Raw genomic sequence first — 26,615 nt, 5'->3', positions numbered from 1 at the left:
TCCTTTTCTTTTTAAAGTTATGTGAGTTAACCATCGTAACCACCATCACCTTCGTCACTTTATTTATAACGACGCAAAATTCATGCTAATTTCACAGTCTAATTTTATTCTTCCAAATAATTCAAGTCTTTATCAAAACTTTCTTCAAGTTGTGTCAATGCAAAAACAGCTATTGCCGTCAACAAAAGCAACGTCACCATAGCTGCCGCAATGATTCCCCACTGCTGTACAAAATACCCGTAGAGCAAGGTCGATGGGATCAATGCACCTCGGACAAAGTTAGGGGCAGTAGTCGCCACCGTCGCACGCAAATTGGTACCGAACTGCTCTGCCGCAATGGTTACGAAAGTAGCCCAATACCCCACCCCAAATCCCATAAAAAAGGCCAACCAATTGAATTGAGCCTCGGTTATCCCTTGACTTGTCAGATACCACACCGACGAGACAATGATCATCACTTGACACAAGAACACAACCTTTTTCCTGGACTTAAGCCATTGTGCCAACAAACCTGCAAAGAAATCACCCAACGAAATCCCCAAATAGGTAAACATAACTCCCTTGCCTGCACTGAGCACAGTCTCCGCTCCCAAGGCCTTGCCTATTTCCGGAGCCTGCGTGACCAATACTCCTACCACAAACCAAATGGGTAGGCCGATACATAAACAGTAGACATACCGTAATACCCGCTTTCGATCTGAAAAAAGCATAGCCAGACTACCCTTGGCCACCTGCTGTTCCGTCGCTTTGTGAAACAGGCCAGATTCAAATGTACCTATCCGCAACAGCAATAACAGCAAGCCCATACCCCCTCCTACAAAATAAGCTGTCCGCCAATCAAACCATTCGGAGATATAGTAGGCCAGAATGGCCCCTAACACCCCTACACCCGCCACGATCATCGTTCCGTAGCCACGCTTTCCCCTGCCCATAGTCTCGCTGACCAAGGTGATCCCCGCACCCAATTCACCGGCGAGACCTATACCCGCTATAAAACGGACGACCCCATAAGTTGTCACATCCTGTACAAAACCATTATAGATATTAGCTAGAGAATACAGCAAAATAGAGCCAAACAATACTCTCAATCGGCCAAACTTATCCGCAATAACACCCCATACTACCCCTCCGATCAACAAACCGCCCATCTGCATATTCAGCACATACTCCCCTCTCGTTCGCATCAGCTCCTCCGGCACGCCAATATCCCTAAAAGACTGCACACGTACGATCGAAAAGATGATCAGATCATAGATATCCACAAAATATCCCAAAGAGGCTACAAAAACCAATAGCCATACCTTGTCAGACTGTTTTCTTACCATGGTTTAGATTAAAAGCAGGTCAATTTAGTATAGTTTTTCAATTTATACAACATAGTGACAATTCTTTCCATATTTAATTTTTGAAAAATCCGTATTTTCGTACAGGAAATCAAAAAAGAGGAGATTCATTAACACCTCAAAAAAAATAAAAACAATGAAAAAATTATCCTTCGTAGCAACCCTATCTGTTTTCATAGCTGTTGCCTGTCAATCCCCGACCACAAAAGAAGCTGTCAAAGGCCAGCAACTGGCCCAAGAAGCCATAGCTGTACATGATGAAATCATGCCGCAGATCAAAGTATTTGACCGTACGACCATAAAGATAGATTCTATACTCAACAATCTATCCGGTATCGCCAATACACACAGCGATATCGACACGGCCGTACTGAAAACCGAACTACAGACGCTAAAGACCAATCTAGAAGACGCTACGGAAAATATGATGACCTGGATGCGTGAATACGAAGCAGACAATGAGGACATCGAATACCAAAAGTCCGAAGTCGAAAAGGTCAAAGCCATGAAAAAACAGTTTGACAAAGTGGCCGAAGAAAGCAACAAAAAACTATCCTCGTTCTGATAGAAAATTAAAACACCATGCTAAAAAACAAGCTTACGACCCTATTTATCCTGGGGCTATTACTGTCTGCCTGTCAATCCGGACAGGAAAGGCTACCCTTTATTGGAGAGCCTGACATTGTAGAGAAAGTTGTAGATGGAAAAACTATAGCAGATACAATTTACCCTACTATACCGCCTTTTCAGTTCTTGAACCAGGACAGTACATTGGTCACGGATCGATTCTTTGACAATAAGATTTACGTGACCAACTTCTTTTTCACGCATTGTCCCAGTATCTGCCCGACCATGCAACGCAACCTGTTGGAAGTCTACAAAAAATACAAAAACGATGATCGGATCGCCTTCCTTTCGCATAGCATCGACTTCAAGTACGATCAACCATCCGTGTTGAAAAAATATGCGACCAATCTAGGTGTGGACAATGACCAATGGCAATTCGTGACAGGAAGCAAAGCCGATATCTACGGCATGTCTGACAGATACCTGGTCTTTACCAGTGAAGATGCCAATGTACCCGGCGGATACGACCATGCGAGTTTTCTGGTGTTGATAGATCACGACAAGCACATTCGGGGAACATACGACGGAACCAATAAAGAGCATATACAGCAATTGTTAGGGGATATTGAAATATTACTGCAAGAGTACAAGTAAAATGAAACACTTTGCTCTTTTCGTCATCTTGGTGTTGGTCACCTTCTTGGCCTATCTATCTTCCTGCCAGTCCAACGTCAGTATACAGACAGCTCAATATGCCGTCAATGGGCAAAAAATCTATAAAACCCATTGCGAAAACTGTCATGGCGGCAAAGGAGAAGGTTTGGGCACACTGTACCCTCCATTGACAGACCAAAAATTCTTTGCCGAAAACAGAAAAAAATTAGCTTGCATCGTACGCCATGGCCTTCAAGAAGAGATAGAGGTCTCCGGGCAAAAATACGACCAACCCATGCCCGCAAATACTGTACTCACAGATTTGGATATTGCCTATGTATTGACTTACATCACGACCACATTTGGGGGTATCGACAGCACATATACCCATGAAGAAGTAAAAAGCGCTTTAGCCGAATGCCGTCCTTAGCATACTATCTAACGACACAACATCACCTATTAGCATGTTAAACGAAGCCTTACAATTGCTACACTCCCCTATCGCATGGATACTTTATTTTTTCTGTGCCTTTTTGATGGGATTGGCAAAAACAGGCATACAGAATATAGGCAGTATAGCTGTACCTATCTTTGCCTTTCTGTTCGGAGCCAAGGAATCGACAGGCATAGTTCTTATCCTGCTCGCCATGTCCGATCTGATGAGCGTCATCTATTACCGCAAGCAATTGATTTGGAGTGAAGTGCTCAAACTATTGCCCATGGCACTGTTCGGTCTCGTATTTGCAATCATTATCGGAAAATACATAGATGACAAGACCTTCAAAATCGTTATGGCTTCCTGTATATTGTTTGGTGTAGGAATTATGTTTTGGACAGAACACGTCCATGAAAGCCAAAAAGAGACCCTATCGAACGGAAAATGGTACTCTCCTGTTTTCGGCTTTATCATGGGCTTCTCGACAATGATCGGCAATGCCGCCGGCCCGGCTCTCTCGGTCTACCTCTTGTCCAGAAAAATGGACAAATTTACTTTTGTTGCGACAGGAGCATGGTTCATCATGATATTGAACTATGTGAAGATACCCCTACAGATATTCGTATGGCACAATGTGACCTGGGCTGGCCTACTGTTGAATCTGATGGCTATTCCCTTTATTATCCTCGGTGGGATAACAGGAATTAAACTGTTAAAGAAACTTCCCGAACGACGCTTCAAACGCATCATCCAAATCCTGGTCATTATATCTTCGGTGCTGATGTTCTTTTTTTAAAAGAAGACACAAAGTCACAAAGAAGAAAACTTGGTGCCTTAGCATCTTCCTGACAAGGAATAAATCAAAAAAACTACTTACCTTTGTAGTAATGGATATAAACTCTTTATTGGAACGGGCATTGAATTTTGACTTTTTGTCAAAGGAGGAAGGCATTTTCTTATATCGACATGCTGCGACGGCAGATTTGGCTTATGTAGCCAATGAACTTCGCAAGATCCAGGTTCCCCACGGAAAAGTCACTTGGCAGATAGACCGAAATGTCAATACGACAAACGTCTGTATCGCCAATTGCAAGTTTTGCAACTTCTTCCGAAGACCGGGCCATGAAGATAGTTATATCACAGATATAGAGACCTATAAACAAAAAATAGAAGAAACCTTTAAATACGGAGGCGACCAACTCTTGTTGCAAGGCGGCCACCATCCCGATTTAGGGATCGAGTTTTATGCTACCCTTTTCAGACAGCTCAAAGAGTTGTATCCCACGCTCAAGCTCCATGCTTTGGGCCCTCCCGAAATTGCCCATGTGGCCAAACTGGAAGGCATGAGCCATTTGGAAGTCCTTAGTACCCTGAAAGAAGCCGGCCTGGATTCTCTGCCAGGAGCCGGGGCAGAGATACTCAATGACCGTGTACGTAGACTGATCTCCAAAGGGAAATGTGGAGGCCAGGAGTGGTTGGATGTCATGCGCGCAGCACACAAGATCAACCTACCTACTTCGGCCACCATGATGTTTGGACATATCGAAACAATAGAAGAACGATTCGAGCATTTGGAATGGATAAGACAGGTTCAAAGCGAAAAGCCTGCGGATAATCATGGTTTCATAGCCTTTATACCCTGGCCTTTCCAAGACGATGGTACGCTATTGAAACGTCTTCGTGGTATTTCCAACAATGTGACAGGTGACGAATATATCCGTATGATCGCTTTGAGCAGGATCATGTTGCCCAATATCAAAAACATACAAGCCTCCTGGCTGACTGTAGGAAAACCCGTCGCACAACTCTGCCTACACAGCGGAGCCAATGATTTCGGCTCTATCATGATTGAGGAAAATGTCGTTTCGGCGGCAGGAGCTCCCCATCGTTTTACTTCAAAATCCATTCAACAGGCCATAAGCGAAGCCGGATTTGAATCGCAACTTCGTACGCAGACCTATCAGTTTAGGGAGATACCAGAAAGTATAGTTGAACAGGTCATTGATTATTAAAATTAAAAAGTAAAAAATTGAGAGTAGTTACGGGTTACGTAAGTTATGAGTTACAAAGCAATACCGGTAACTGATAACTTATTAACTAAACAATACGCAATACTCAATACGCTCTACTGAATACTAACATAATGAAAGATATCCTATTAAATATAGAAGCCTTGATCTTTGCCTCCGAAGAAGGTATCTCTGCATTGGAAATCAAGCAGATTCTTCAAGATGCCTTATTGATCGACATCAACAAAGAAGAAGTGCTGTCATTTATACACAAAATCAAAACCAAATACGAGCAGGAGGACATGGTCTTCTCTTTGGTACAGTACAACAATAAGTATCAGTTTTTGACCAAGGAAATATACCACGATGCTATCAACCAATTGCAGGCACACCGAGACAAAAAAAAACTGAGCCAGGCGGGTCTCGAAACGCTGTCGATCATCGCTTATCGCCAACCCATCACCAAACTGGAGGTTGAGCAGATACGGGGGGTCAACTGTGACTATTCCATCCAGCGCCTTTTGGAAAAGGATCTCATCAAGATCGTCGGAAAGGCAGATACGATTGGCAAGCCATTATTATACGCCACCAGTGAGCAATTCATGAACCACTTTGGCATCAATAGTGTCAAAGACTTACCGCAGCTCAAAGACATCATCAATGAGGAAAATACCATAGGGGAAAATGTAGAATAAAATTCAAAACTACAACACACTGGTTAACAGCAAAATAATTTTGAAAAAAAATTTTTAGTATTGATTTTCTTATCTAATTTTACCCTTGGATTAACAATAGCAAGAAAAAGAAATTATGATGAACGCCACAGACGAAAAGTTGGAAATTGATGAGAAGTTAATCAATTTTAACGGGCCAGAAGATGATGCAGATGATGATTTTGATGAGGATGATTTCGATCTGGAAATTGATTCTATTGAGGATTTTGATGATTTCGATGATGACGACTTTTAGTCTCCAAATCACAATCCTTCCAAAAGGACGAAGAGCATTGGTTTAAAAAATCATGATAAAGGCAGAATCTTGAATTCTGCCTTTATTGTGTTTTGTATTATTGCCGATGCTCGTCTGAGCATTGTCGACATTGCGAGGTACATTGTCGTAAGGTCGGTTTTTGATCTGAGATCATCCTCTTTGTCAACATTGACAAAAGCAGAAGAACTTGCCCAGGAATATTGATCTCATCCTTTACTTATATAATCATAAAGGACTGGTCGTAAGCTTATTAAAAAACTTTTCGTTGATGAAAAAACTATCACAAAAAAAGGAGCATCTTTATCATGCTCCTTTTTTCATTGGCAACTATTGTTGACTATTGTGCAGTTTTTCGTACAGATCGATTACTTTTTTCTGCAGTTCAATCACTTCTACTTCTCGAGCCTGAAGTTTTTTTGTCAACTCCGCCACTTCATCTGCTTTTGCCTTTTCCTCTTCACTATCGGTAGTAGCCATTAGCTGTACTAATGTTAGACCGAAAAGCTTCGAAATCTGGTTCAACCTTGAAAGATTGACATCAGTAATACCTGTTTCAATTTTTGAAAACGCCGGAATGGATATGTCCAATCGCTTCGCTACATCTTCTTGGCTCCACCCTCTTTGGTGCCTCAATAATCTAATCTTTTTTCCTAGTGGGTTCATAAGGTAAATGAATATTTATTTACCTCAAAAGTAAAATAAAAAAAGTCTTTCAACAAATTTTTAAGCAATTTTTTACACGTATTCTTTCAAAAATTTGTCTGCAAACGTGAGCATATTCAATTCACTATAATGATGAGAGCTCATAAATAACATATTAAAGTGCTCACTATCAAAATTTTCCAAAAACCTATACAGATCCTCTATCTCTGTCAATACCAGAAAATTGCTATGATTAAAGATGCTTTTAACCTGGTCAATGACATTATCCAATAGAATATTTTTCTCCTTTATACTTTTCCTATTAATAAACACCACTGCCCAGTCTGATTCCTGCATACTATCCTTATATGGAACCATAAATTCATCCTGCACAACCTCGTATGGATTCAGTTCAATAATAGTCAGTAATTTTGCTGTTGGAAACTGTTCTTTGACGGCATGAATACTGGTTCGCAATTTGGATGGGGTATGTGCAAAATCCTGGTATACCACACTTCCATTAGCACTGGCCACAAATTCCAAATAGCGTATAGAACTCCTGAAATCACTGACTGCTTCATAAAATTCATCCCTTTTGATCCCAAGCCATTCACACACAGTATATGCCCCTGCAATATTGGACAGGTTTTGCTTGCCAATGATACGCAATGGAACCTCTCTATCTCCCACGTGGATATAGGTCACCCCTTTGTTTATCGTATATTGGGACAATTTGTAACCATGTCTATTGATTTTACAATCCCTGGTCTGCTCCACGATATTGACCACATTCTGGTCGTCTTTATTGTAGATCAATGTTCCCTTAGGAACGATTGTATCGATAAAACGTTCGAATTGTCTATTGTATTCCTCTTCCGAAATAACCATCTTAAAATTATCCCATTGTATATTGCTTATCAAAGCAATATTAGGTTGATAATAATGGAATTTTGCATGGTCATCGATAGAAGATGCGTAAAATTCATCCCCCTCTATCAACATGATGGGAGCCGTAGAAGTCAATCTGATCAACGAATCGAACCCCTCCAATTTGGATCCGATCAGATAATCAAAATCTCTTCCCAGCTTTTTGAGCACATGCATGATCATACTGATGATCGTCGTCTTGCCGTAGGTTCCAGCGATAACGACCCTTATTTTATCTATACTCTGTTCATAGATAAACTCCGGAAAGGAATAGATCTTTACGTTCAGCTCCTGTGCACGCAGCAGTTCGGGATTGTCTGCTGACGCATGCTTACCGAGAATAACGGCATCCAGGTCGCTCGAAATCTTGTCTGTATCCCAACCTATACGAGCAGGCAGCAATCCCGCTTCATGCAGTTTGGTTTTTGAAGGTTCGACGATCTGGTCATCCGATCCTGTGACCTGATGTCCCAGCTTAGCCAGGTTAATGGCCAAGTTACTCATCACACTACCCCCGATTGCAATAAAATGGATTCTCATGTACTATCCTTTCATAAACTTTGCAGCACACCAACCGTCCAGCACCTTACTTTCCACATACCTTAACCCTACCTCTGCACACTTTATCCGTAATGTATCCAGATCCTCTCCAGCGTAAAAGCCACTGAGATACAATTCCCCACCTACCTGCAGGCAAGCTGCATAAGTTTCCATTTGGTCTAACAATATATTGCGATTAATGTTTGCCAGAATCGTATCAAAACACGAACCTGCAAGGATTTCCTTTGAGCCTAATCTTTCTGTTATATTCGAGATAGTGTTCAACTGTTTGTTTTCTACGACACTGTCCACACATACAGGATCATAGTCTACCGCCATTACATGTTTAGCCCCTCTCATGCTTGCCAAAATTGACAAGATACCGGTACCACACCCCATATCCAGTACACTCTTACCTTCAAAATCATTCGCTAAAATAAAAGACAACATCATCGAAGTTGTTTGATGATGACCTGTACCAAACGACATCTTAGGGTCGATGATGATTTCATAAGGGTACTGTCCGTGTGATTCGTGAAATGTCGCCCGTACATAGCAGAGCCCGTCCACAAGGATCGGATTGAAATTGCTTTCCCACAATTCATTCCAGTTTTCCTCTTTCAGATCTTCAACCTTGTAATCCAAATGATATCCCTCTACCTCTCCCAACAGTACAGTTTCCAAAGCCGCTATATCCAGATTGGCTGACGGGATATAGGCATCAAAACCCTTATCCGTATCTTCGAAAGTATCGAAACCTATCTCCCCCAGCGAATCGATCAGCAGGTCTTTCTGCCAATCTTGAATATCTGTCGTACTAAAACGTACAGCCGAATATTTCATGGTTAATTGAATACTTTGGCAATATCTATAAAATCGCGCGACTTGAGCGATGCACCACCGATAAGACCACCGTCGATATCCTTTTGCGCAAACAAAGTGGCAGCATTCGATGGATTACAACTACCGCCATACAATAGGGTGGTCTGTCCGGCAACCTGCTCACCGTAGTGCTGCGTCAAGGTTTCCCGGATAAAAGCGTGCACTTCCTGTGCTTGTTCGGGTGAAGCGGTCAGACCGGTTCCAATGGCCCACACCGGCTCATATGCCAATACGATATTCGAAAAATCTGTCGCATCCTGATGAAATACCCCCTGCTCCAATTGCGTCTTAATGACTTCAAAAAAACGGCCCGATTCACGTTCTTCCTTCGTTTCACCGATGCAGAATATAGGTTTTAATTGATGTTTCAAGGCAACATCAACCTTTTGGGCCAACAAAGCATCCGTTTCACCAAAATAAGCCCGGCGTTCTGAATGTCCCAGTATAACATATTCAGCACCTACCGAACGCACCTGTGAAGCTGAAATTTCACCTGTATAAGCTCCTGCTTCAGCTTGATGTATGTTTTGTGCTCCTACAGAAACTTTATTTGATGTCTCGGCCAATTTCACGATACTGCTCAAGTGGATAAAAGGACTGCACACCACAATCTCTTGATGACCGATGACCTCATCCTTTGCCATATTGGCGATTTCCGAAAAAAGACTTAATCCTTCTTCATAATTCAAATTCATTTTCCAGTTACCTGCTACGATATTTTTGCGGCTCATTGTGTATTGTTTTGTTTTAAAAAATCTATTTAAATATTTTTTCTATCGTCTTGTAACCACATTCAAAGATACCACACGACAAGACTGCTAAGATATTATTTTTATTTTAATTAAGCTGTAAGCCATAGGCTATAGCTTATGGCTTAAAAATCATCCTATATACATTCGTCTCTCTCTGCTCAAAACCAAGCTTCTGATACAATCGATTGGCTGCAATACGAGACGGATTTGAGGTCAGCATAAGCGCTCCTACCCCCTGCTCTTTGGCAAACTGTACAGCATGCTCAGTCAATGCCTCGCCTATCCCTTGTCCTCGGCTTTTCTGTGCCACGACCACGTCTTCTATCCAAGCCTTCCTACCCGTAGGCGACAGGTAAATTCCTACCGTAACCATGCCAACACAACTTCCCTCCCTATCTAACGCACAAAACAAATGGCTATTGTCCGAACGGAGCAATTCCTCCAATAAGGAAGTAGTCACATCTATCTCCCTGTTGACCAATTGTTCCAAGAGATCTGTGACAGTTTGCTCCAATTCAGGCGTGTAAGTTGTGATTTTTTTTATGGTACACATGATACTATAATTTTAAGGGAATACAGTCTGAAAACAGTCATTCCGTCTGTCTCGGCCGGAACAACGGCTTTTTAGACAATTTCCCATTCACAAAAAATCCCAACAATGCACTTGTCGGGATCCTGTATATTGAAAATTACCTTCGCAACTATTTCTTTTCGTAGCGGCTACGGAATTTATCGATACGTCCTGCGGTATCGACCAATTTCATCTTACCGGTATAGAATGGGTGTGAAGTATGCGAAATTTCCAATTTTACCAATGGATATTCGTTACCATCTTCCCATGCGATTGTTTCTTTTGTTTCTACACACGATTTAGTCATGAAAGCATAGTCATTTGACATATCTTTAAATACAACTAACCTGTAGTTTGATGGATGCAGATCTTTTTTCATTTCTTATCTTATGATTACTAATATTCAACAATTCGAGGTGCAAAGATAAATCATTAAAGCTATAATTCCAAAATATAATCTATCCTTTTTTATTAAAACAGTTACTTTAACAGTTGTCTTCTATAGTCATCAAATGCACCCACACCGGGACGGAAGGAAGCCCAGCTAAACTGGGATATATTTTTCGTGTACATTCCTGCAATATTTACCAATAGCTTTAGCTCTTCCCAACTTTTGGTACCATACGTGGTCTTGCAGTTTCCCTTTGTAAAAGACTCTATATCCACGCCAAACTGCACACCCGTTTCGTCACACGCCTTCTTGACCATAGCAAAATAATTAGACAGGTCCACGACAAGGTCATCATTGATGATATTACGTCTTCCGGCACAATCCTGAAGATACAGGATATCCACACTCGGTGTTTTTTCCAATATCCGCTTGTAAAACGTATAGGTCATGTCCGCAGGACGACCACGCCACAGTGCCGGAGCGATAGCCACAAGAAATTTTTTCGGCTTTGCTTTAGCATAGGCTGCCACTCTTTCATTGTAATCTGCAAGTAGATAAGCATCTTCGGGTTTCCACCAACCTCTCCATGAACCATCATGAAATTCTTCAGAAATATACCAACCTACCATCATCCTATCATCCGAGAATTTCTCATAGAGTTCGTCAACAATGATTTTATTGGTTTCCAACAACTTTTCATATACAGCGGTATCACTCTTTTTAACCGGATATTTACCCGCATTAAGACCCAGTACCACTTTCATCCCGGTTTTGTTGGCTGCTTCAAATACATTTTCAATCATCCGATGCTGCTTGACAATATGTGGCAATTTTGTCCCTTGGTAATTGGTGATAGAACCTGTCTTATCGTGACGTGTGGCCTGCTGTATGATCACGGTATCGATCCCCACTTCCTTGTACGCCTTAAAAGTCTCCGTCCAATCCAAATGCTCATGTGGCTTGGCATGTAGCTGAATGAATATGCTGCTAAACTTTGCACTTTTAGGAAAAACAGGTTTAAATGAAGTTAGCTGTTGAAAGCTGTCAAAATTTACGGTAAAATCATGCGGTTTCTTAGACGTATTTTCTATTCCAAATTCGTAACCGACAATACGGCGCAAATTGATATCGGCATTTCCATCCTGTCCTTTGAACCAACTGTAGGGGATGACAACCTGTTGCCAATCCGTTTTGCCTAGATCGGCTGTACTTGTAAAAGTGTACACTTTCAAGGACTCATTGGACAACGTATAGTTTTCGTTTTGTTGAAGAAGATTGATGATCAACTTGTTACCACTCGGTGTACTACTCTTTACCCATAAGGAAATACCCAAAGGATGAAAACTTAGGTCTGGACGATAATTCCCCCAGGTTTTAGACACTGTGATTATTTCAGCTTCTTCTTTATGAGGGCTGCCCACAAAACCAAATTTACATTTTAGGCTTCCGATCCCTTGATATTTTATCTCAGGGTCAATAGAAAGCACCGTATTTGCAGCCATATATCCCATACCTTTTTTCATCATGAAATAATCACAGTCGTAATCAAAGGTATTTATAAATTTGGTAGAGACGGTTTTTGCTTTTATCGTTGCCGGTTCTTCTTTGAGGATTGCCGACTGCGAATTGCCCGCAGATGGATTCACCAAAAACGCAATCGCCAAAATGTATATTCCTATGCTTCGTATTCTCATGGTATCATCTATTTCTTAATTCGTTGAATTTATTCTTTCTTGCATCGATAGGACTTTGATATATACAACTTCAATCCTCTTGCGCACTTGCAGTGAAATGGATAAGAATGAACAACACCCATACTCCAAAAACGTTTTTCACCTGTAGTCTCTATTCTGTTACCGTAATTTCCAATTCTTTGATAGTTTCCTTATGTTCTTTCACCGAAGGATCAGTTCCGATGAATTTCACCTTGTACACACCGGGCTGGGTAAAAGTATAGCTAAAGGTTGCTATCGTAGGTCTAGAATGGTTTGTCAGAATGATCGGTTTATCCGGTTCTAGCTCTGTCTCCCCAACATGATACGGAACACTTACAAAATACTCCTCTGTATAAGTTGTAGTAGTATAGCTGACCCCATCTACTGTTGCAGTGGCATTGGGCTGTATAACCAAAATATTTGATGATTGGTCAGGATCATAATATCTATTCAGGCTTCGTATCGGATTTTTATGGACACTGACCGCCGCATACCTTGGAAAATCACTAGTGAGATCACCGTTCAGAAAAAAACTGTTGCCATCGTCCGTTACAGCTTCTATCCACACATTCTGAATCTGCGGCCAAGAACCTGTACCAGTCCCTCGGTCCGGATCAAAAACATATTTGAAAGCAACGTACAGGGGCTTGCCTTCTTCCCGTAAGTCCGTTATATTAATCTTCTCCGTATTCGTCTGGGTGGCATCGTTAAACGCGCCTAATCTGTCCGTGATATCCGTCCAGGTAGCTGCATCCACTTGTTCAAAAGAAGATCTGTCGCCATCGAAATCCGTAGACACCAATACTTGAAAAGTCGAAGCTGTCCGGGTATCTTTATATTGATGCCGTATCTTTAACTGCATTAGGATTTCGTCCGGGGCAGGCATAAACCGCCTTTCTCTATATTCATAATCGTTGCCAACCTCTCCCGACCAAAAATCCAACATACCGGCATCCCCGTCAATAGTGAAAGTCACTTTCTCACCTATCTTGTAGGTGTCTTTTGCTGTGCTCACCTCAAACTGTGGCGCCACCTTATCACCCCAGGTCACTTCTTCCAAGATAGCCTCCCTATTACAGGAAACAAAAAGCGTAAGGCCTAAAATGGTATATAAAATCTTTTTCATAATTATAAGTTTAACGTTTAATCATTGCTTTCCACTACCGTAATTTCCAACTCCTTGATAGTTTCCTTCATTTCCTTGATGGAATGATCCATTCCAACAAATCGAACCTTATAGACGCCGGGGCTAGAAAATACATGAACGTAAGAATCCACTCTTGAGTCCGAATGCGATTTTATAGTTATTGGCTTATCGGGACCTACATCCAGAGGTTTGGAAACCTCAAAAGGGGAAGTCACAAAATATTCCTCAGTATATTTCGTATTCGTATAGGTTACGCCATTATGCTCACTGGTGCTCGCATTGGGCCACATAATAAGAGCACTTCCTCTATTCTCGGATTTCACCGGATTTTTGTCAGCATTGCACGCAGGGTTCAGCAAAAAATCATTGGTCAGATCCGTACTAAAAACATAGGGACCTACATCCGTCACAGCCCTGACGAGGACATCATTAATATACATGATCACCCCGGTAGACCCCTTATCCGGATCAAACTCATACTTGAAGGCAAAGTACATCGGCTTACCTTCTTCCCGTAAATCGGTGACATTGACAATACCGGAAGAAACATAGGGATCCGATGTTCTGTCTAAATGGCATCGATCGGTAATTTCGATCCAGGTCGCAGCTTTGACATCTTCAAATGAACTTCTATTTCCGTTAAAATCGGTAGAAACCCATACCGTCATCAATCCGCCTGTGCGGTTTGGGTAATTGTGTCGACACTGAAATGAAAATTCAATTTCTCCGGGACGGATAATCCTACCTTCTTTATGACCATAATCGTTGCCGAGTTCTCCAGACCAAAAATTCAACATCATCGGACTTCCTTTGACATCAAAAATCACCTCCTCCCCTACAGCATAAGTTGTTTTTTTCGTAGTCACCTCAAAATCAGATGCCGCCCCTACATCCAGAGAGGTTTCACATGAAGTAAAAATCGCAGCACTCAGTACCGCATATATAAACCTTTTCATATTACAAATTTTGGTTTCCATAATTTTACCAGTTAGGATTTTGAACCATAGCACTATTCATCGTAATCTCTACAGACGGAATAGGCCAGATCAAATGCCGCGGGTAAAGGGCATTCACAAATCTATCCCGGCTATAGATATTATCAGCTTTTGGTGGATTAGCGTCCATCATATTCACGACTTTCTTCATTTCTGTGATAAAGATCCCCCAACGGATCAAGTCAGCCTTTCTCATTTGTTCGAATGCAAACTCCCGCATTCTTTCATCACGGATTTCCTGTTCAAACGTTGCTGCATCGGTGGAAGCAGGCAAGTCATACTGGTTTATATTTGTCGCTCCATCGACCAATTTTCCATACGCTCGTCGACGCACCTGATTGACATATTCCAAGGCCGATGTGGTCACCTGCTCGTCCGAGGCGTAAAAATCAGCTTCAGCATACATTAACAAAATATCAGAATAACGCAACAACGGAAAATTCTGTGGGGTTGCACTTGTGGTTTTGGGCAGAAGGGCTTCATATTCCCTTCTCCATTTGGCAGGTTCCCTATCATACAATGAAGATTCAGTCGTAGTCGTTATATTTGTTTTTGCACCGTTTGCACCACTACTTCTATATGTAAAATTGGCTATGGTCCAGTCCCTTCTCACATCCCCCGAACTGTATGTCTTGTACAGCTTTGCCGTCACCTTCAATCCTCCAAAGCCATTACCGGTCTCCGGGTTAGAGCAAAAAGGCCCGTTGTTGAAGCCCACAGTCCCAGTCTCGGTATATGAATCCTGCCTATTTCCCCAAAATTCTACTTCAAAGATACTCTCCTTGATATCATATTCGTCTCTGGCATATTTGATGAAAACATCCGTAAAATCGGGATTCAAAGCATGACCCGCCTCTGCATCCTGAATGACTTTTTCGGCCCAATACCGGGCTTCTTCATATTTAGGTTTTCCTATCTGCAATGGATAGCCTGCCATATACAGGCATACTCTTGCCAGCATACCCCTTACGGCAGATTTACTCACTCGCCCGCCATGACCGATTGCAGTAATGGGTGGAACCATTTCTTCTGCCATCTTAAAATCATCCAATATCTGTTCATACACTTCTGCTACGGTACTTTTGGGTACATTCATATTGGCCGCCCCGTCCTTAGTTGGTTTGAGGAGCAAAGGGACTCCTCCATACATTTGTACGAGTACAAAATAATAATGACCCCGCAGAAATAAGGCCTCTCCTCGTATTCTGTTCCGGCTTATACGAGGTATGTCCGGATTCTTATCAATATTCTCTAACAAAAAATTTGCTCTGTATATACCCTCATAGCAATTTCGCCACACGGTTGCCACATAGCTGTGTGAAGCCGAAAAATTAAAATTCTGGGGCCCTAGCGGACGATTTGCCCTGGCATAATACCCTTCATCTGCCTCATGCCCCATCAGGTACAGCCAAGTGCTTCCATATAAGGCTCCCAATTTGTCGTAGACCCCGATAATGCCTGCCGTGAGCTCTTCTTCTGTATGGTAATAATCAGAAGGCATAATATCGTAAGGGTTTCTTTCTAAAAATTTTTCGCAAGATGTCAGACACAAGACACACAAGCTTACTATCGTGTATTTAAAATATCTTTTCATAGCTTTTACGTATTAAAAGGTTGTATTCAATTTAAATACTACTGTCCTCGCCAAAGGATAGGCTATATAATCAAATCCAGGCATCAAATTTCTGCTACGGGTCGAAACCTCCGGATCCATTCCCGAATAATTTGTCCAAGTGAGCAGATTCTGTGCAGCAACACCGACAGTGACTTTTTTCATATATGCTCTCCTGATCAAGTTGAGTGGCAGATTGTAATTAAGTGCGACGGTTTTCAGCCGCAGGTACGACCCATCCTCAATGACACGTGAAGAATGCCAACCGATCACGCCTTGTCCTTTCGTTCTGAAGATATCCGAGTCGGGATTTTCGGGAGTCCATCTGTTTGCATAGGAAGCGTATTGGTTAAAGTTTGCACGGGTATTCCCATTTCCTTCGAAGCTCAGCCTGTTCGCATTATAGATATTATTTCCATAATTCCATTGCAAGAATACATTGAGCGAGAAATTTTTGTATGTAAAATTATTATTGAAACCTCCCGTATGTATGGGCAGTCCCCGGCCTATAATGGTGAGATCTTTCTCGTCAATGGTCAGATCACCATTCAGATCACGATATTTGATGTCACCAGGCTGTACAAGATCTGAGCCATTGCCTGTCACGTTATTCTTCAAGACATACACACCTTCTGCCGGATTGTCAAAGTCCGCATATTTATAAGTCCCCTCCCATACATACCCGTAAAACAAACCTACGGGCTTGCCAACCTCCGCTATATAAAGCGGATTGGTACTGTATTGGCTGATGAAAGATGGATAACTGAACAGTTTATCCTCCTCTCCGTTTAATGCCAATATTTTTCCTCTGTTGAAACTGATGTTAAAATCTGAATTCCAGGAGAAATTCTTCTTCTTAATATTTTTGGTATTCAAGGTGATCTCTATACCTTCATTTCTAACGGAACCTATATTTTTCATAGCTGTCGCAAATCCTTGACTCGTCGGGATCCGGGCATTCATTAATAAGTCCCGCGTATTTTTTCTATAAAAATCGATCTCTAGGTTTACCTTCTTTTTTAGAAAGCCCAACTCTAAACCCAAATCCATATTTTCGGTGGTTTCCCATTTGATATCCGGTGTAGGCAGGTCGACCACTGCTCCCCACTCCGGAGTACTGTTGCCCCAGGAATATGCTGCAGCATTCGGAAGCGTAACAAGTGGGAAACGGGTATATTCACCGATTCTATTGTTGCCATTCAGACCATAACTAAATCTCATTTTTGAAGAAGTCACGAATTGCTGTTTCTTAAACCATTTTTCCCGATCCATATTCCAACCCAAGGCCATCGCCGGAAAATATCCCCACCTGTTTGCCACTGAAAATTTTGAAGACGCGTCTGCCCGCATCGTTGCAGTAAAGATATATTTGGACTTATAGCTATAATCTGCCCTTCCAAAAACTGAAAACAGCGCATAGTCCCTCCAGGTAGATCTGATGGTCAAAGGTATGCCTTGATTCATACCGGCCATCCCCAAAGATTCGTTGGGTATTTTCTGCGCAGCGTAGCCATACGTTTTATACATAGATTCCTGTACCTCCAAACCTCCCAAAGCCGTTATTTTATGGGACCGCTTATACGTTTTGTTAAAGTTCAACGTCGTATTGTTGGACCAGGTGATCCGCTCCCCATTATTGACCGAAGCATTGATACCTCTGATATTTAGAATACTTCTTAAATTCCCCTGTGGTGTCTTTGAATTATAGAATGCCTCTGTCCGGGACATACTGGTAAATAAAGTACCTGTACTTCGTAAGGTCAAACTAGGAATAATCTTGTAAGACACGGAACCATTTGCCGAAATATCCGTTGTATATTTAGGATTATATATATTGGATTGGGTAACAACTGGGTTGAGCCTTGAATCGTATTGGGTGATCATATCCTCATCGGCTTCCTCTTCCCATACATCTTCATCTTCATCAAATGCCTTTCCTGTCGTCGGTCTGTATGCCCAGGCTCTCGCCAATAATGCCGAAGTAACCGTACCCCCGTCACCTTCTCGTATGGTCCCTCCCCAGGCTTTACGTTTGCTGATCGAGACATTGATACTGGCATCTATTTTTTTACTGATATTCTGATTTAAAGATACCCTGCCGGCATACCTGTTATAACCCGTGTTGAGTATGATACCTTCCTGATTGTATATATTCCCAGAGATAGCGTATCGTGTCGATGAATTCCCTCCCCGTACGGCGATGTTGTGCCTCCTGTTTAATGAAACTCTGAAAATTGCACTCTGCCAATCCATCCCTTTGACATTCTTATAATCCTCAACCGTTCTGTTGTTGCTCAGGTACCTGGTGGTTGCATTGGATGGATTCCATTCATATTGATACTTTACAAATTCATAAGGACTCATCAGTTCTACAAGATTTTGCACCTGCTGCACACCCAGTGTATTATTGAAAGTCACGACTGGAGCACCTATCTGCCCCTTTTTGGTTTCGATCACAATAACCCCATTGGCACCTCTGGCTCCATAAATGCTCGTCGCGGAAGCATCCTTTAGTATATTAATGGACTCGATATCGTCCGGATTCAAACTTGAACTTGAATACTCTTCCACCGGAAAGCCATCAATGACATAGAGCGGAGAGTTATCCTGTGTCAGCGAATTTCCTCCACGGATCACGATACTTAGTTCATCTCCGGGTTGACCATCGTCAGCAGATATATTCACACCGGCTATACGCCCTTGCAAGGCTTCGGCTATATTGCCAACCGGTGCCTTTTCTACGTCCTCCATATTGACTTGTGAGACAGCTCCCGTAAGGTCGATCTTATTGATTTCCTGCCCATACCCTACGACGACCACATCCAGATTCTGCTCGTTGAGGCGCATGTTGATATCTATGTTTTTTCTATTGCCGACTCTAACTTCTTGACTTTCATAACCTACATAAGAGAAAACCAGTATGGAATTTTCGCTTTTTACAGTGATACTGTAGCTACCGTTTGCACTAGCGGCTACTCGACGGTTCTCCCCTTTGGCATAGACCGAGGCCCCGGGCAAAGGTTCTCCATTTTCATTGACGATCTTACCGCTGATCCTAACCGTTTGGCTTTCTATCGTCTTAGGGAGCTTCTCTTTGACAACCACTGTTTTTTCTTCAATCTGGAAATAAAGGGCTTGGTTTTCAAAACACGTGTTGAGCACGTCCACCATTTCCTTATTTTCTACGTCAATACTGACAGGGTTTGACTTTTTGAGCATTTCTTTGGTGTACAAAAAGTTATACCCTGTTTGCTCTTTTATCTTGAACAATACATCGGCCAAAGAGGCATTCTTCAAAGACAACGTAATTTTTTGTGCGTACCCTAAAGCACTGACTTGCATTAATCCGGCAATTAGAAATACAATGGTTAGTTTCATGACCAGCAAGGGTTTAATTATGGCACGAGGGATGACATGCCATACATGATTACAAAATTTCATACATTTGAAAAGTTTGGATATAAGTTTAAGTTTATAATGTAACTACATAATCTAAAGGCCTATCCAAATACTCTACCGGAAGTGGTTCCAAGCACTTCCGGTTATTTCTGACAAACCTTGGATTGATTGGACAAATCAAGGCATAACGATAATCCTCCTTCCTTTTATTTCAAAATGAACAGTTCCTGTCAATTCCAACATTCGAAGTACCTTAGATACATTTTCGAATCTGGAAATCGTACCGACATAACCTTGATCGACAAAATCCTTGTGATAATCAATCTCCACATCATACCAGCGACTAATCTTATTCATAATTGTTGTTATATTTTCGCCGCTGAAATTAAAATAACCATTTTTCCAAGCAATTACGTCATCTTCAAGGCCTATCTTCAAGACTTTCAGTTGTCCCTGGGACAATATGCTCTGTTGGCCAGGCTTGAGGACGACCTGCTGGCCAAAGGCAGATATGCTAACCGAGCCTTCCAACAGGGAAGTCCGTACAGTGGATTCCTCTGGATAGGCATTGACATTAAAATGTGTACCCAATACCTCTATAGCCTGATCGATAGTTTTCACTGTGAAAGGCTTGTTTTTATATTTGGCAACTTCAAAATAAACCTCTCCGGTGACCTCTACCAAACGCTCCTTAGCACCGAATAACGCCGGGAATTTCAAAGAGGACGCCGCATTCAGCCACACTTTAGTTCCATCAGGCAAGTTGATTTGGTATTGTCCTCCTTTTGGGGTTTCTATGGTATTATAGGACTCCAGCTCAATCGTCGAAGCCCCCGGGATAAGATCGTACACCAACTGCCCATCTTCGGTTTTTCGGATGTACACACCAGCTTGTTCCGCCAGTAGTCCGTAGTTTGAGTTATCCAGATCTATCTTGGATCCATCCGAAAGGGTCAGCACCGCTTTATTACTGCCGGGTATGATGTCACTTTTATAAACAGTGACTTGATCTTTGGTTTCGAGCTTGGTATAAGAAAGATAAAAAAGAAAGGTAAAGCCAGCAACCACTGCTGCCGCAGCTGCTCCATACCATACGATTTTCGATTTTCTACGTTTGACCGTTCTCAACTCATGCCAAATCTGATCTTCTGTTTCAAAAAAATCTATAGGACTGCTTTCTACAGTATCTCTTTCTATACTTTCTTTCAGATACCAACTTTCTATGACTGCCTTTTCTTCGGCGGTACATGTCCCGTTCAGGTATTTTTTTATGAGTTGTCTGGCCTTTTTATATTCCATTTATAATCGATCTCTTATCGTGGGTTTATATATACGTAGGTTTGCTCCATCAAAAGTGGTAGATAGAAAATATTTTTTTTGAATAAATTGTTAATGGGACTCCTTAAAAACGGAAGAGATCATAAAGCATAAGCAGGTATAACCCAAACTTCGGGCGAAGTATCTTCATAGCGTTATATATCTGCTTTTTGACCGTTTGATTCGAAATATTGAGTTGTTCAGCTATTTCTTTATACGAGAGGTCCTGCTCTCTGCTCAAGACGAATATTTCACGCATTTTGGCAGGCAGGGCATTGGTTTCTCTTTCGATTTGCAGCGCCAGTTCCTTTTGTAGCCAGATATTATCTGTCGTGTACTCACCCTGATCTATAAACTTTTCAAGAGATTGCAGGTAGTTACCCTGCACCTTCCCTCTATCTATAAAATCGAATATCTTGTACCTTACTACACCATATAGATACGAAGACAGCTTGGTATGGATATCGAGATTATCTCTTTTCGTCCATAAAGCCGCAAATACATCTTGTACGATATCCTTTGCCGCTTCGTCATCCTGGAGCATTTTGCGGGCATGTTGAAATAAGATACCCCAATACCTTTTGTAGATTTCGGAATATGCAGACTCATCTCCTTGTTTGGTGAGTTGAATCAATTCATTATCGCTAGGCGCCTTGCGGATCATCGTTTATTTCTGGTATAAAATTAGGTTCGTTTTCAAAAACGGTTACGTAACCGTAAACGTACGAAAGTTATTATAGAATGACAAAAAAATAAATAAATAAATTTTAAGCTAATTCAAGTTTCATCATGACATCGGTCTGCTCGTCATCGCCTAACTTGAAAATATGCTTGTCGAACGCTACAAAACCGTTCTTTTGGTAAAAACGAATGGCTCGCTGATTCTCTTCCCAAACGCCTAGCCAGACATAAGGAGTTTTTTTCTGTTTGGCGATTTCAAGCGCTTTTTCGTAGAGCATTTGTCCGACTTTCTTACCATGAAACGCTCTCAACACGTAAATCCGTTCGATTTCAAGAGCTTCTTCATCTTTGAGCTCAGTTTGGGATGCTCCAAAGTTGATTTTCAAATAACCAATCACCTTGTTTTTGAAGAGGGCGAAGTAAAACTCAGAACCTACATTGCTCAACTCATCCATTAGTTTTTCATGGGAAAACCCTTCATCCAAATATTTTGACATATTTTCTTCCGTGTTGCTTGAAGAAAATGTTTCCGAAAACGTCTCTCTACCTATGTATTGCAATTGATCTATGTCGTTTAGGGTTGCTTTTTTTATGTTTATACTTTCCACTTCCATGCTGTTTTCTCTGTATCGCCAATTTACAAATTTTTCAGTTAAACAATTAACACTTAATCCCAAAACCCGCATCCAAACATTAAATCTCGAAAACCCCACAAAATGCTATATTTGTCTTATCATAGTATCATTGACCCATGCGTATACTTCACACTGCAGACTGGCATCTTGGTAAGCGATTGGACAACTTCTCACGCTTGGACGAACAGGTATTGGTTATGGACGAAATTGTCGAAAAAGCCGATCTCTATCAAACAGACCTTGTCATCGTCGCCGGAGACCTCTTTGATACCTTCCACCCGGGTACAGAAGCGATAGATCTGTTTTACAAGACATTGAAAAGGTTGGCAAAAGGAGGTGCACGTCCCGTCATTGCCATCTCTGGCAATCATGATTCTCCGGCTCTTATCGATGCACCCGACCCTTTGGCCAGGGAATGCGGCATTATATTGATTGGGCACCCACAAGCCGTGGTAAATCCAATAAAGTTACCGGATTTTGAAATCACGCAATCCGCACCGGGCGTCATCGAGATCAAACTGAACCGTTTTTCGTACCCTATACGCATTATACATACGGCCTACGCGAACGAATTGAGATTAAAACAATACCTAGGTGAGGACAAAAGCGAAGCCTTAAACACAGTATTGGCCAAGCACTGGAAAGATATCGCCGATACATACTGCGACGCTAATGGCGTCAACATACTAGCAGCCCATCTGTACATGAACAAAAGAGGCACTCCGCTATTGGAAGAGCCCGAGGGTGAGAAACCTATCAAAATTGGAAACGCAGACCTGATCTATACCGATTGTATCCCTCCCCAAATACAGTACACTGCATTGGGCCATATCCATAGGTATTTTCCGGTCGAATCTACTGAAAAACCGGTCATCTATAGCTCTTCGCCATTAAGCTACAGCTTCAGTGAAGCCGGACAGACCAAATACATCGTACTCGTAGACGCTGTACCCAACCAACCTGTACATCACGAAAAGATAGCTCTGGAACGAGGAAGGACACTTCATCGTAAAACTTTCCACGACACCGAACAGGCACTGACTTGGCTACAAGAAAACCCATATACATTGGTCGAACTGACGTTGGTATCGGACACCTTTCTCAAAGCCGAAGAACGTAATCTACTCTATAAGGCCCACGACGGCATTATCCACCTTATCCCCGTGATCACGAACAAAGAGGAAAAACAAGACAGTAGCACGGTGATCAATCTGGATCAAGACATCAAAAGCCTATTCAAGGATTACTTCAAGAGCAAGAACAACCAACTGGAACCCAACAATGAAATAATGGATATATTCAACGAAATAGTACATAAGGTATAATCAATACAATCGTAAATCCACAATCGTAAATCGTAAATGATCCCCATTCGCCTGACCATAGAAGGACTTTACTCGTACCAAGAGAGACAGACCATAGACTTTGCTCATCTGGTCGATGCAGGACTGTTTGGCATATTCGGTGCCGTAGGCTCTGGCAAATCTTCCATATTGGAAGCCGTGACCTTTGCCCTATATGGAGAGACTGAAAGACTCAATCTGCGGGAAAAACGATATTACAACATGATGAACCTCAAGTCCAACCGTGCCTATATCGAATTTGATTTTATCAATTTTGAAAATAGATTGTTTCGGGCGACAAGAGAATTCAAACGAAATTCCAAGAATTTTGAAGATGTCAAAAGTTCCGTTGTACAATTCTATGAGTCGAGAGGTGGACATTGGATACCCATCGAACATACCCAGGCCTCGGACATCATTGGATTGAGTTACGACAACTTCAAACGTACCATTATCATTCCACAAGGACAATTCAAGGAGTTTATTGAATTGGGACCTACCGACAGGACCAAAATGATGAAAGAGATCTTTCATCTCCAAAAATACGACCTGCAGGACAATGCCAGCAAACTGATCGCAAGCAACAAATCCGAATTGGATCAGTTGGAGGGAAAACTATCCGGCTTTGAGGAAGTTTCCGAAGAGGCCATTGTGGACATACAGCAAAAACTATCGATCGAGAAGGAAAATCAACAAAAGATCACCGAAAATTTCAATCGTATCAATGAAGAATTCCAACAGATAAGAACCCTCAAAGAAGAAGCCGATATACTGGCACAGAATTTAACAGCATTCAAGACCCTAGAGCAAAAGAAGCCCGATATTGAGCAAAAAAAACGAGAATTTGACAAATACGAAAGAGTATTTCAGCTTTTCAATGCCTCAATGGCAGAAAAAAGTATAATTGAAAAGGGGATTGCCCAAAAATCTTTCGAGAGTGAGCAACAGCAAACGGAATTTGACGAAACAAACCGAACGATAAAAGAACTGGAAGATAAGGTCAACGCCCTAAAACCCGAATATGACACCCTTGATCAACAAAAGCAGCAAGTGGCGGATCTAGCCATTATCATCAAGCTCAAAGAACTCGAAGAAAAGATAAAAGAAGCACAAAACAGAACCGCAAAAGGCAGAAATGCCGTCGAAGATTACCAAAATAGAGCATCAGAAGCCGACACGGTACTGAAATCCAAAATACAGGAATTGGAAGAACTGAAAAAGCGGCGCACGGATGCCGAACTATTGATGACCGTCTCCTCTTGGTATCAGACATATAGATCGCTATCAGATTCCCTTTCCAAGTTGCAGATCGACCTCTCCAAAAACAAGGATGAGATCAAGGCACTGGATACCCAATTGCAGGAATTGGGTGTAACCCCCAGTAATTTGGGCACATTCTTTGACGAAAGAGCCAAACTCTTGGTCAGCAACATCAAAGAAGCCGAAAAAACAGAAAGACAGCTTTTGGTAGAGGATCGTCTGGCACAATATGCCCATACCCTGCACGACGGCGAACCCTGTCCACTGTGTGGCGCTTTAGAGCACCCCCACATTGCTTCGGGCGAAGATGCCTCCGCCAGAATCCAGGAAGTCAAAGCGCAATTGACCGCACTGAACAGGCAAAAGGACGAACAGATCCAGCTCAAGGCCAAGGCCGAAAACATCGTTCATACCCAAATACGTTATCAAAATCAGATCAACCTACTGCAATCCGAAGCTGATCAGATCAACCAACAGATCAGCCTGCACAAAGAAAAATTCATCTGGCCCGAATTTGACATGGAAAATACGGCTAGCTTTGAGAAAAGAGCAAAAGAAGCAAAAGAGGTAAACAACGCTATTTCGGTTTTGGAAGAAATCATCCACGCAAAACGCCAAGAACTGGATAATATTCGAAAAGATTTGGAGAAATTCGACAAAGCTTTACAAGACATAGAACTGATAGAAGCAAGGAGTACAGCCGAATTTGACACGACCATAGGTCATCTGAAAACATTGGTCTATGATGACTTTGCGACAACGACAAAGGAAGAAATCAATATGCGCCATGCGCAACTCATACAAAGTACAGAAAGACTAGAACGTATCTATAAAGAAACAGAACGGGCTCTAAACACGCAAAACATACGTTTTGCGGCCCTTAAAGCAGCTCTTGATTCGACAAAAAAGGCTTTAAACGATTACCGTAGTAAGCTGCAAGACATCAACGACCGCATTGCACATGATATGCATCAGAATGGTTTCCAGCAATTCGATGAGATTGTAGCCATTCTACATAAAAAAATCGATGCCAAACAAGTCCGCCAGGAATTTGAACAATTCACTGTCGCGTACGAAACATTGAAGAACAAGATTAACGAGCAACGTGCGAAGTTCGAGAAAACACCTTTCAATCAAGAAATATTTGAACAGAAACAAACTACTTTGAACAATGCCCGGCAAGAATGGGACAGCATCAACAGCACGGTGACCAAACTGACTGTAGAGCACAGCCGTCTCCAACAAGCCTACCTCAGCAAAAAAGAATTGTTGCAACGACAGGGGGTATTACAAAAACGTGCGGAAAACCTAAAGACTATTTTCAACATGCTCAAAGGCAATGGCTTCGTACAGTATGTTTCCTCCATATTTCTCCGTCAGCTCTGCGACAATGCCAACACGCGTTTCCACCGCATGACCCGCAATCAGCTCAGCCTAACCTTGAACGAGAACAACGATTTCGAAATCATCGATTACCTCAATGAAGGCAAAAGTCGAAGTGTCAAGACATTGTCCGGCGGACAAGCCTTCCAAGTATCACTAAGCCTGGCACTGGCATTAGCAGAGAGTGTGCAATCCAACGCCAAGGCAGATAAAAACTTTTTCTTTATCGACGAAGGCTTTGGCACACAGGATAATGAATCCATCAACATCGTCTTCGAAACTTTGCTATCCCTGCAACGCGAAAATCGTATTGTCGGCATCATATCGCATGTGGAAGAATTGAAAGAACGCATACCGGCATCCATCACCGTGACAAAGGACGAAAAAAAGGGAAGTATTATTGCAACGAATGAGAATTGACGAT

The 26,615-nt window shown here is 42.0% G+C and carries 24 protein-coding genes; 9 read left to right on the top strand and 15 right to left on the bottom strand.

Features of this window, described 5'->3' with window-relative positions:
• Window positions 1-104: 104 nt before the first annotated feature.
• Complete coding sequence (locus G5B00_RS04645) at window positions 105-1,325, bottom strand: MFS transporter (RefSeq protein ID WP_163872088.1); 1,221 nt, start codon at window positions 1,323-1,325, stop codon at window positions 105-107.
• 154 nt (window positions 1,326-1,479) lie between these two features.
• On the opposite strand from G5B00_RS04645, the gene G5B00_RS04640 reads away from it, so the two are divergent.
• The 7 genes from G5B00_RS04640 to G5B00_RS04610 all read left to right on the top strand — a co-directional run bounded on the left by G5B00_RS04640 (window position 1,480) and on the right by G5B00_RS04610 (window position 5,978).
• Entirely contained in the window at window positions 1,480-1,908 is a 429-nt protein-coding gene (locus G5B00_RS04640; RefSeq protein WP_163872087.1) for a transposase, read from the top strand.
• Between the two features lie 17 nt (window positions 1,909-1,925).
• Window positions 1,926-2,564 (top strand): SCO family protein, encoded by a 639-nt coding sequence (locus G5B00_RS04635; protein WP_163872086.1) that lies wholly within the window; start codon window positions 1,926-1,928, stop codon window positions 2,562-2,564.
• Between the two features lies 1 nt (window position 2,565).
• On the top strand, window positions 2,566-2,994 hold the full coding sequence (locus G5B00_RS04630; RefSeq protein WP_163872085.1) for a c-type cytochrome: 429 nt from the start codon (window positions 2,566-2,568) through the stop codon (window positions 2,992-2,994).
• Between the two features lie 34 nt (window positions 2,995-3,028).
• Window positions 3,029-3,796, top strand: a complete 768-nt coding sequence (locus G5B00_RS04625; protein ID WP_163872084.1) for a sulfite exporter TauE/SafE family protein — start codon at window positions 3,029-3,031, stop codon at window positions 3,794-3,796.
• Between the two features lie 91 nt (window positions 3,797-3,887).
• Window positions 3,888-5,012, top strand: coding sequence for a cyclic dehypoxanthinyl futalosine synthase (gene mqnC, locus G5B00_RS04620; RefSeq protein WP_163872083.1), 1,125 nt, complete (start codon window positions 3,888-3,890; stop codon window positions 5,010-5,012).
• Window positions 5,013-5,143: 131 nt separating this feature from the next.
• Window positions 5,144-5,704, top strand: a complete 561-nt coding sequence (gene scpB, locus G5B00_RS04615; RefSeq protein ID WP_163872082.1) for an SMC-Scp complex subunit ScpB — start codon at window positions 5,144-5,146, stop codon at window positions 5,702-5,704.
• Window positions 5,705-5,819: 115 nt separating this feature from the next.
• Window positions 5,820-5,978 carry a hypothetical protein gene (locus G5B00_RS04610; RefSeq protein ID WP_163872081.1) on the top strand — a complete coding sequence of 53 codons (159 nt, stop codon included), beginning with the start codon at window positions 5,820-5,822 and terminating at the stop codon, window positions 5,976-5,978.
• 348 nt (window positions 5,979-6,326) lie between these two features.
• On the opposite strand, the gene G5B00_RS04605 is transcribed toward G5B00_RS04610, so the two are convergent.
• The 14 genes from G5B00_RS04605 to G5B00_RS04540 all read right to left on the bottom strand — a co-directional run bounded on the left by G5B00_RS04605 (window position 6,327) and on the right by G5B00_RS04540 (window position 22,184).
• On the bottom strand, window positions 6,327-6,662 hold the full coding sequence (locus tag G5B00_RS04605) for a helix-turn-helix domain-containing protein (RefSeq protein ID WP_163872080.1): 336 nt from the start codon (window positions 6,660-6,662) through the stop codon (window positions 6,327-6,329).
• Window positions 6,663-6,734: 72 nt separating this feature from the next.
• Entirely contained in the window at window positions 6,735-8,108 is a 1,374-nt protein-coding gene (locus tag G5B00_RS04600; protein WP_163872079.1) for a Mur ligase family protein, read from the bottom strand.
• A gap of 3 nt (window positions 8,109-8,111) precedes the next feature.
• The gene (gene prmA / locus G5B00_RS04595; RefSeq protein WP_163872078.1) at window positions 8,112-8,951 is read right to left on the bottom strand and encodes a 50S ribosomal protein L11 methyltransferase; all 840 of its coding nucleotides are present in this window, start codon (window positions 8,949-8,951) and stop codon (window positions 8,112-8,114) included.
• A 2-nt stretch (window positions 8,952-8,953) separates the two neighbouring features.
• Window positions 8,954-9,721 (bottom strand): triose-phosphate isomerase, encoded by a 768-nt coding sequence (gene tpiA / locus G5B00_RS04590; RefSeq protein WP_163872077.1) that lies wholly within the window; start codon window positions 9,719-9,721, stop codon window positions 8,954-8,956.
• A 136-nt stretch (window positions 9,722-9,857) separates the two neighbouring features.
• Complete coding sequence (locus G5B00_RS04585) at window positions 9,858-10,295, bottom strand: GNAT family N-acetyltransferase (RefSeq protein WP_163872076.1); 438 nt, start codon at window positions 10,293-10,295, stop codon at window positions 9,858-9,860.
• A 148-nt stretch (window positions 10,296-10,443) separates the two neighbouring features.
• Entirely contained in the window at window positions 10,444-10,692 is a 249-nt protein-coding gene (locus G5B00_RS04580; RefSeq protein WP_163872075.1) for a type B 50S ribosomal protein L31, read from the bottom strand.
• A 101-nt stretch (window positions 10,693-10,793) separates the two neighbouring features.
• Window positions 10,794-12,398 (bottom strand): DUF4434 domain-containing protein, encoded by a 1,605-nt coding sequence (locus G5B00_RS04575; protein WP_163872074.1) that lies wholly within the window; start codon window positions 12,396-12,398, stop codon window positions 10,794-10,796.
• Between the two features lie 151 nt (window positions 12,399-12,549).
• Window positions 12,550-13,545: a DUF5017 domain-containing protein gene (locus G5B00_RS04570; protein WP_163872073.1), complete on the bottom strand. Its 996-nt coding sequence runs from the start codon at window positions 13,543-13,545 to the stop codon at window positions 12,550-12,552.
• Window positions 13,546-13,562: 17 nt separating this feature from the next.
• Entirely contained in the window at window positions 13,563-14,522 is a 960-nt protein-coding gene (locus tag G5B00_RS04565; RefSeq protein ID WP_163872072.1) for a DUF5017 domain-containing protein, read from the bottom strand.
• A 25-nt stretch (window positions 14,523-14,547) separates the two neighbouring features.
• Window positions 14,548-16,155 carry a RagB/SusD family nutrient uptake outer membrane protein gene (locus tag G5B00_RS04560; RefSeq protein WP_163872071.1) on the bottom strand — a complete coding sequence of 536 codons (1,608 nt, stop codon included), beginning with the start codon at window positions 16,153-16,155 and terminating at the stop codon, window positions 14,548-14,550.
• Window positions 16,156-16,167: 12 nt separating this feature from the next.
• Window positions 16,168-19,551, bottom strand: a complete 3,384-nt coding sequence (locus G5B00_RS04555; protein WP_240894386.1) for a SusC/RagA family TonB-linked outer membrane protein — start codon at window positions 19,549-19,551, stop codon at window positions 16,168-16,170.
• A gap of 198 nt (window positions 19,552-19,749) precedes the next feature.
• The gene (locus tag G5B00_RS04550; protein WP_163872070.1) at window positions 19,750-20,871 is read right to left on the bottom strand and encodes a FecR family protein; all 1,122 of its coding nucleotides are present in this window, start codon (window positions 20,869-20,871) and stop codon (window positions 19,750-19,752) included.
• Window positions 20,872-20,974: 103 nt separating this feature from the next.
• Window positions 20,975-21,553 carry an RNA polymerase sigma factor gene (locus G5B00_RS04545; RefSeq protein ID WP_163872069.1) on the bottom strand — a complete coding sequence of 193 codons (579 nt, stop codon included), beginning with the start codon at window positions 21,551-21,553 and terminating at the stop codon, window positions 20,975-20,977.
• Between the two features lie 103 nt (window positions 21,554-21,656).
• Window positions 21,657-22,184 (bottom strand): GNAT family N-acetyltransferase, encoded by a 528-nt coding sequence (locus G5B00_RS04540; RefSeq protein WP_205966303.1) that lies wholly within the window; start codon window positions 22,182-22,184, stop codon window positions 21,657-21,659.
• A gap of 137 nt (window positions 22,185-22,321) precedes the next feature.
• Here G5B00_RS04540 and G5B00_RS04535 point away from each other — a divergent pair, with 137 nt between their 5' ends.
• Both G5B00_RS04535 and G5B00_RS04530 read left to right on the top strand, forming a co-directional pair.
• Window positions 22,322-23,530: an exonuclease SbcCD subunit D gene (locus G5B00_RS04535; protein WP_163872068.1), complete on the top strand. Its 1,209-nt coding sequence runs from the start codon at window positions 22,322-22,324 to the stop codon at window positions 23,528-23,530.
• A gap of 36 nt (window positions 23,531-23,566) precedes the next feature.
• Window positions 23,567-26,611 carry an AAA family ATPase gene (locus G5B00_RS04530; RefSeq protein ID WP_163872067.1) on the top strand — a complete coding sequence of 1,015 codons (3,045 nt, stop codon included), beginning with the start codon at window positions 23,567-23,569 and terminating at the stop codon, window positions 26,609-26,611.
• Window positions 26,612-26,615 lie beyond the last annotated feature (4 nt).

The organism is Parapedobacter sp. SGR-10 (assembly GCF_011030405.1).
In the GTDB taxonomy this organism is placed as follows: domain Bacteria; phylum Bacteroidota; class Bacteroidia; order Sphingobacteriales; family Sphingobacteriaceae; genus Sphingobacterium.
This window is presented reverse-complemented; position numbering and strand designations above follow the sequence as displayed.

Coding starts and splice junctions, on each gene's coding strand:
- G5B00_RS04645 (WP_163872088.1), bottom strand. CDS start 1,325: ATGGTAAGAAAACAGTCTGACAAGGTATGGCTATTGGTTTTTGTAGCC.
- G5B00_RS04640 (WP_163872087.1), top strand. CDS start 1,480: ATGAAAAAATTATCCTTCGTAGCAACCCTATCTGTTTTCATAGCTGTT.
- G5B00_RS04635 (WP_163872086.1), top strand. CDS start 1,926: ATGCTAAAAAACAAGCTTACGACCCTATTTATCCTGGGGCTATTACTG.
- G5B00_RS04630 (WP_163872085.1), top strand. CDS start 2,566: ATGAAACACTTTGCTCTTTTCGTCATCTTGGTGTTGGTCACCTTCTTG.
- G5B00_RS04625 (WP_163872084.1), top strand. CDS start 3,029: ATGTTAAACGAAGCCTTACAATTGCTACACTCCCCTATCGCATGGATA.
- mqnC (WP_163872083.1), top strand. CDS start 3,888: ATGGATATAAACTCTTTATTGGAACGGGCATTGAATTTTGACTTTTTG.
- scpB (WP_163872082.1), top strand. CDS start 5,144: ATGAAAGATATCCTATTAAATATAGAAGCCTTGATCTTTGCCTCCGAA.
- G5B00_RS04610 (WP_163872081.1), top strand. CDS start 5,820: ATGATGAACGCCACAGACGAAAAGTTGGAAATTGATGAGAAGTTAATC.
- G5B00_RS04605 (WP_163872080.1), bottom strand. CDS start 6,662: ATGAACCCACTAGGAAAAAAGATTAGATTATTGAGGCACCAAAGAGGG.
- G5B00_RS04600 (WP_163872079.1), bottom strand. CDS start 8,108: ATGAGAATCCATTTTATTGCAATCGGGGGTAGTGTGATGAGTAACTTG.
- prmA (WP_163872078.1), bottom strand. CDS start 8,951: ATGAAATATTCGGCTGTACGTTTTAGTACGACAGATATTCAAGATTGG.
- tpiA (WP_163872077.1), bottom strand. CDS start 9,721: ATGAGCCGCAAAAATATCGTAGCAGGTAACTGGAAAATGAATTTGAAT.
- G5B00_RS04585 (WP_163872076.1), bottom strand. CDS start 10,295: ATGTGTACCATAAAAAAAATCACAACTTACACGCCTGAATTGGAGCAA.
- G5B00_RS04580 (WP_163872075.1), bottom strand. CDS start 10,692: ATGAAAAAAGATCTGCATCCATCAAACTACAGGTTAGTTGTATTTAAA.
- G5B00_RS04575 (WP_163872074.1), bottom strand. CDS start 12,398: ATGAGAATACGAAGCATAGGAATATACATTTTGGCGATTGCGTTTTTG.
- G5B00_RS04570 (WP_163872073.1), bottom strand. CDS start 13,545: ATGAAAAAGATTTTATATACCATTTTAGGCCTTACGCTTTTTGTTTCC.
- G5B00_RS04565 (WP_163872072.1), bottom strand. CDS start 14,522: ATGAAAAGGTTTATATATGCGGTACTGAGTGCTGCGATTTTTACTTCA.
- G5B00_RS04560 (WP_163872071.1), bottom strand. CDS start 16,155: ATGAAAAGATATTTTAAATACACGATAGTAAGCTTGTGTGTCTTGTGT.
- G5B00_RS04555 (WP_240894386.1), bottom strand. CDS start 19,551: ATGAAACTAACCATTGTATTTCTAATTGCCGGATTAATGCAAGTCAGT.
- G5B00_RS04550 (WP_163872070.1), bottom strand. CDS start 20,871: ATGGAATATAAAAAGGCCAGACAACTCATAAAAAAATACCTGAACGGG.
- G5B00_RS04545 (WP_163872069.1), bottom strand. CDS start 21,553: ATGATCCGCAAGGCGCCTAGCGATAATGAATTGATTCAACTCACCAAA.
- G5B00_RS04540 (WP_205966303.1), bottom strand. CDS start 22,184: ATGGAAGTGGAAAGTATAAACATAAAAAAAGCAACCCTAAACGACATA.
- G5B00_RS04535 (WP_163872068.1), top strand. CDS start 22,322: ATGCGTATACTTCACACTGCAGACTGGCATCTTGGTAAGCGATTGGAC.
- G5B00_RS04530 (WP_163872067.1), top strand. CDS start 23,567: ATGATCCCCATTCGCCTGACCATAGAAGGACTTTACTCGTACCAAGAG.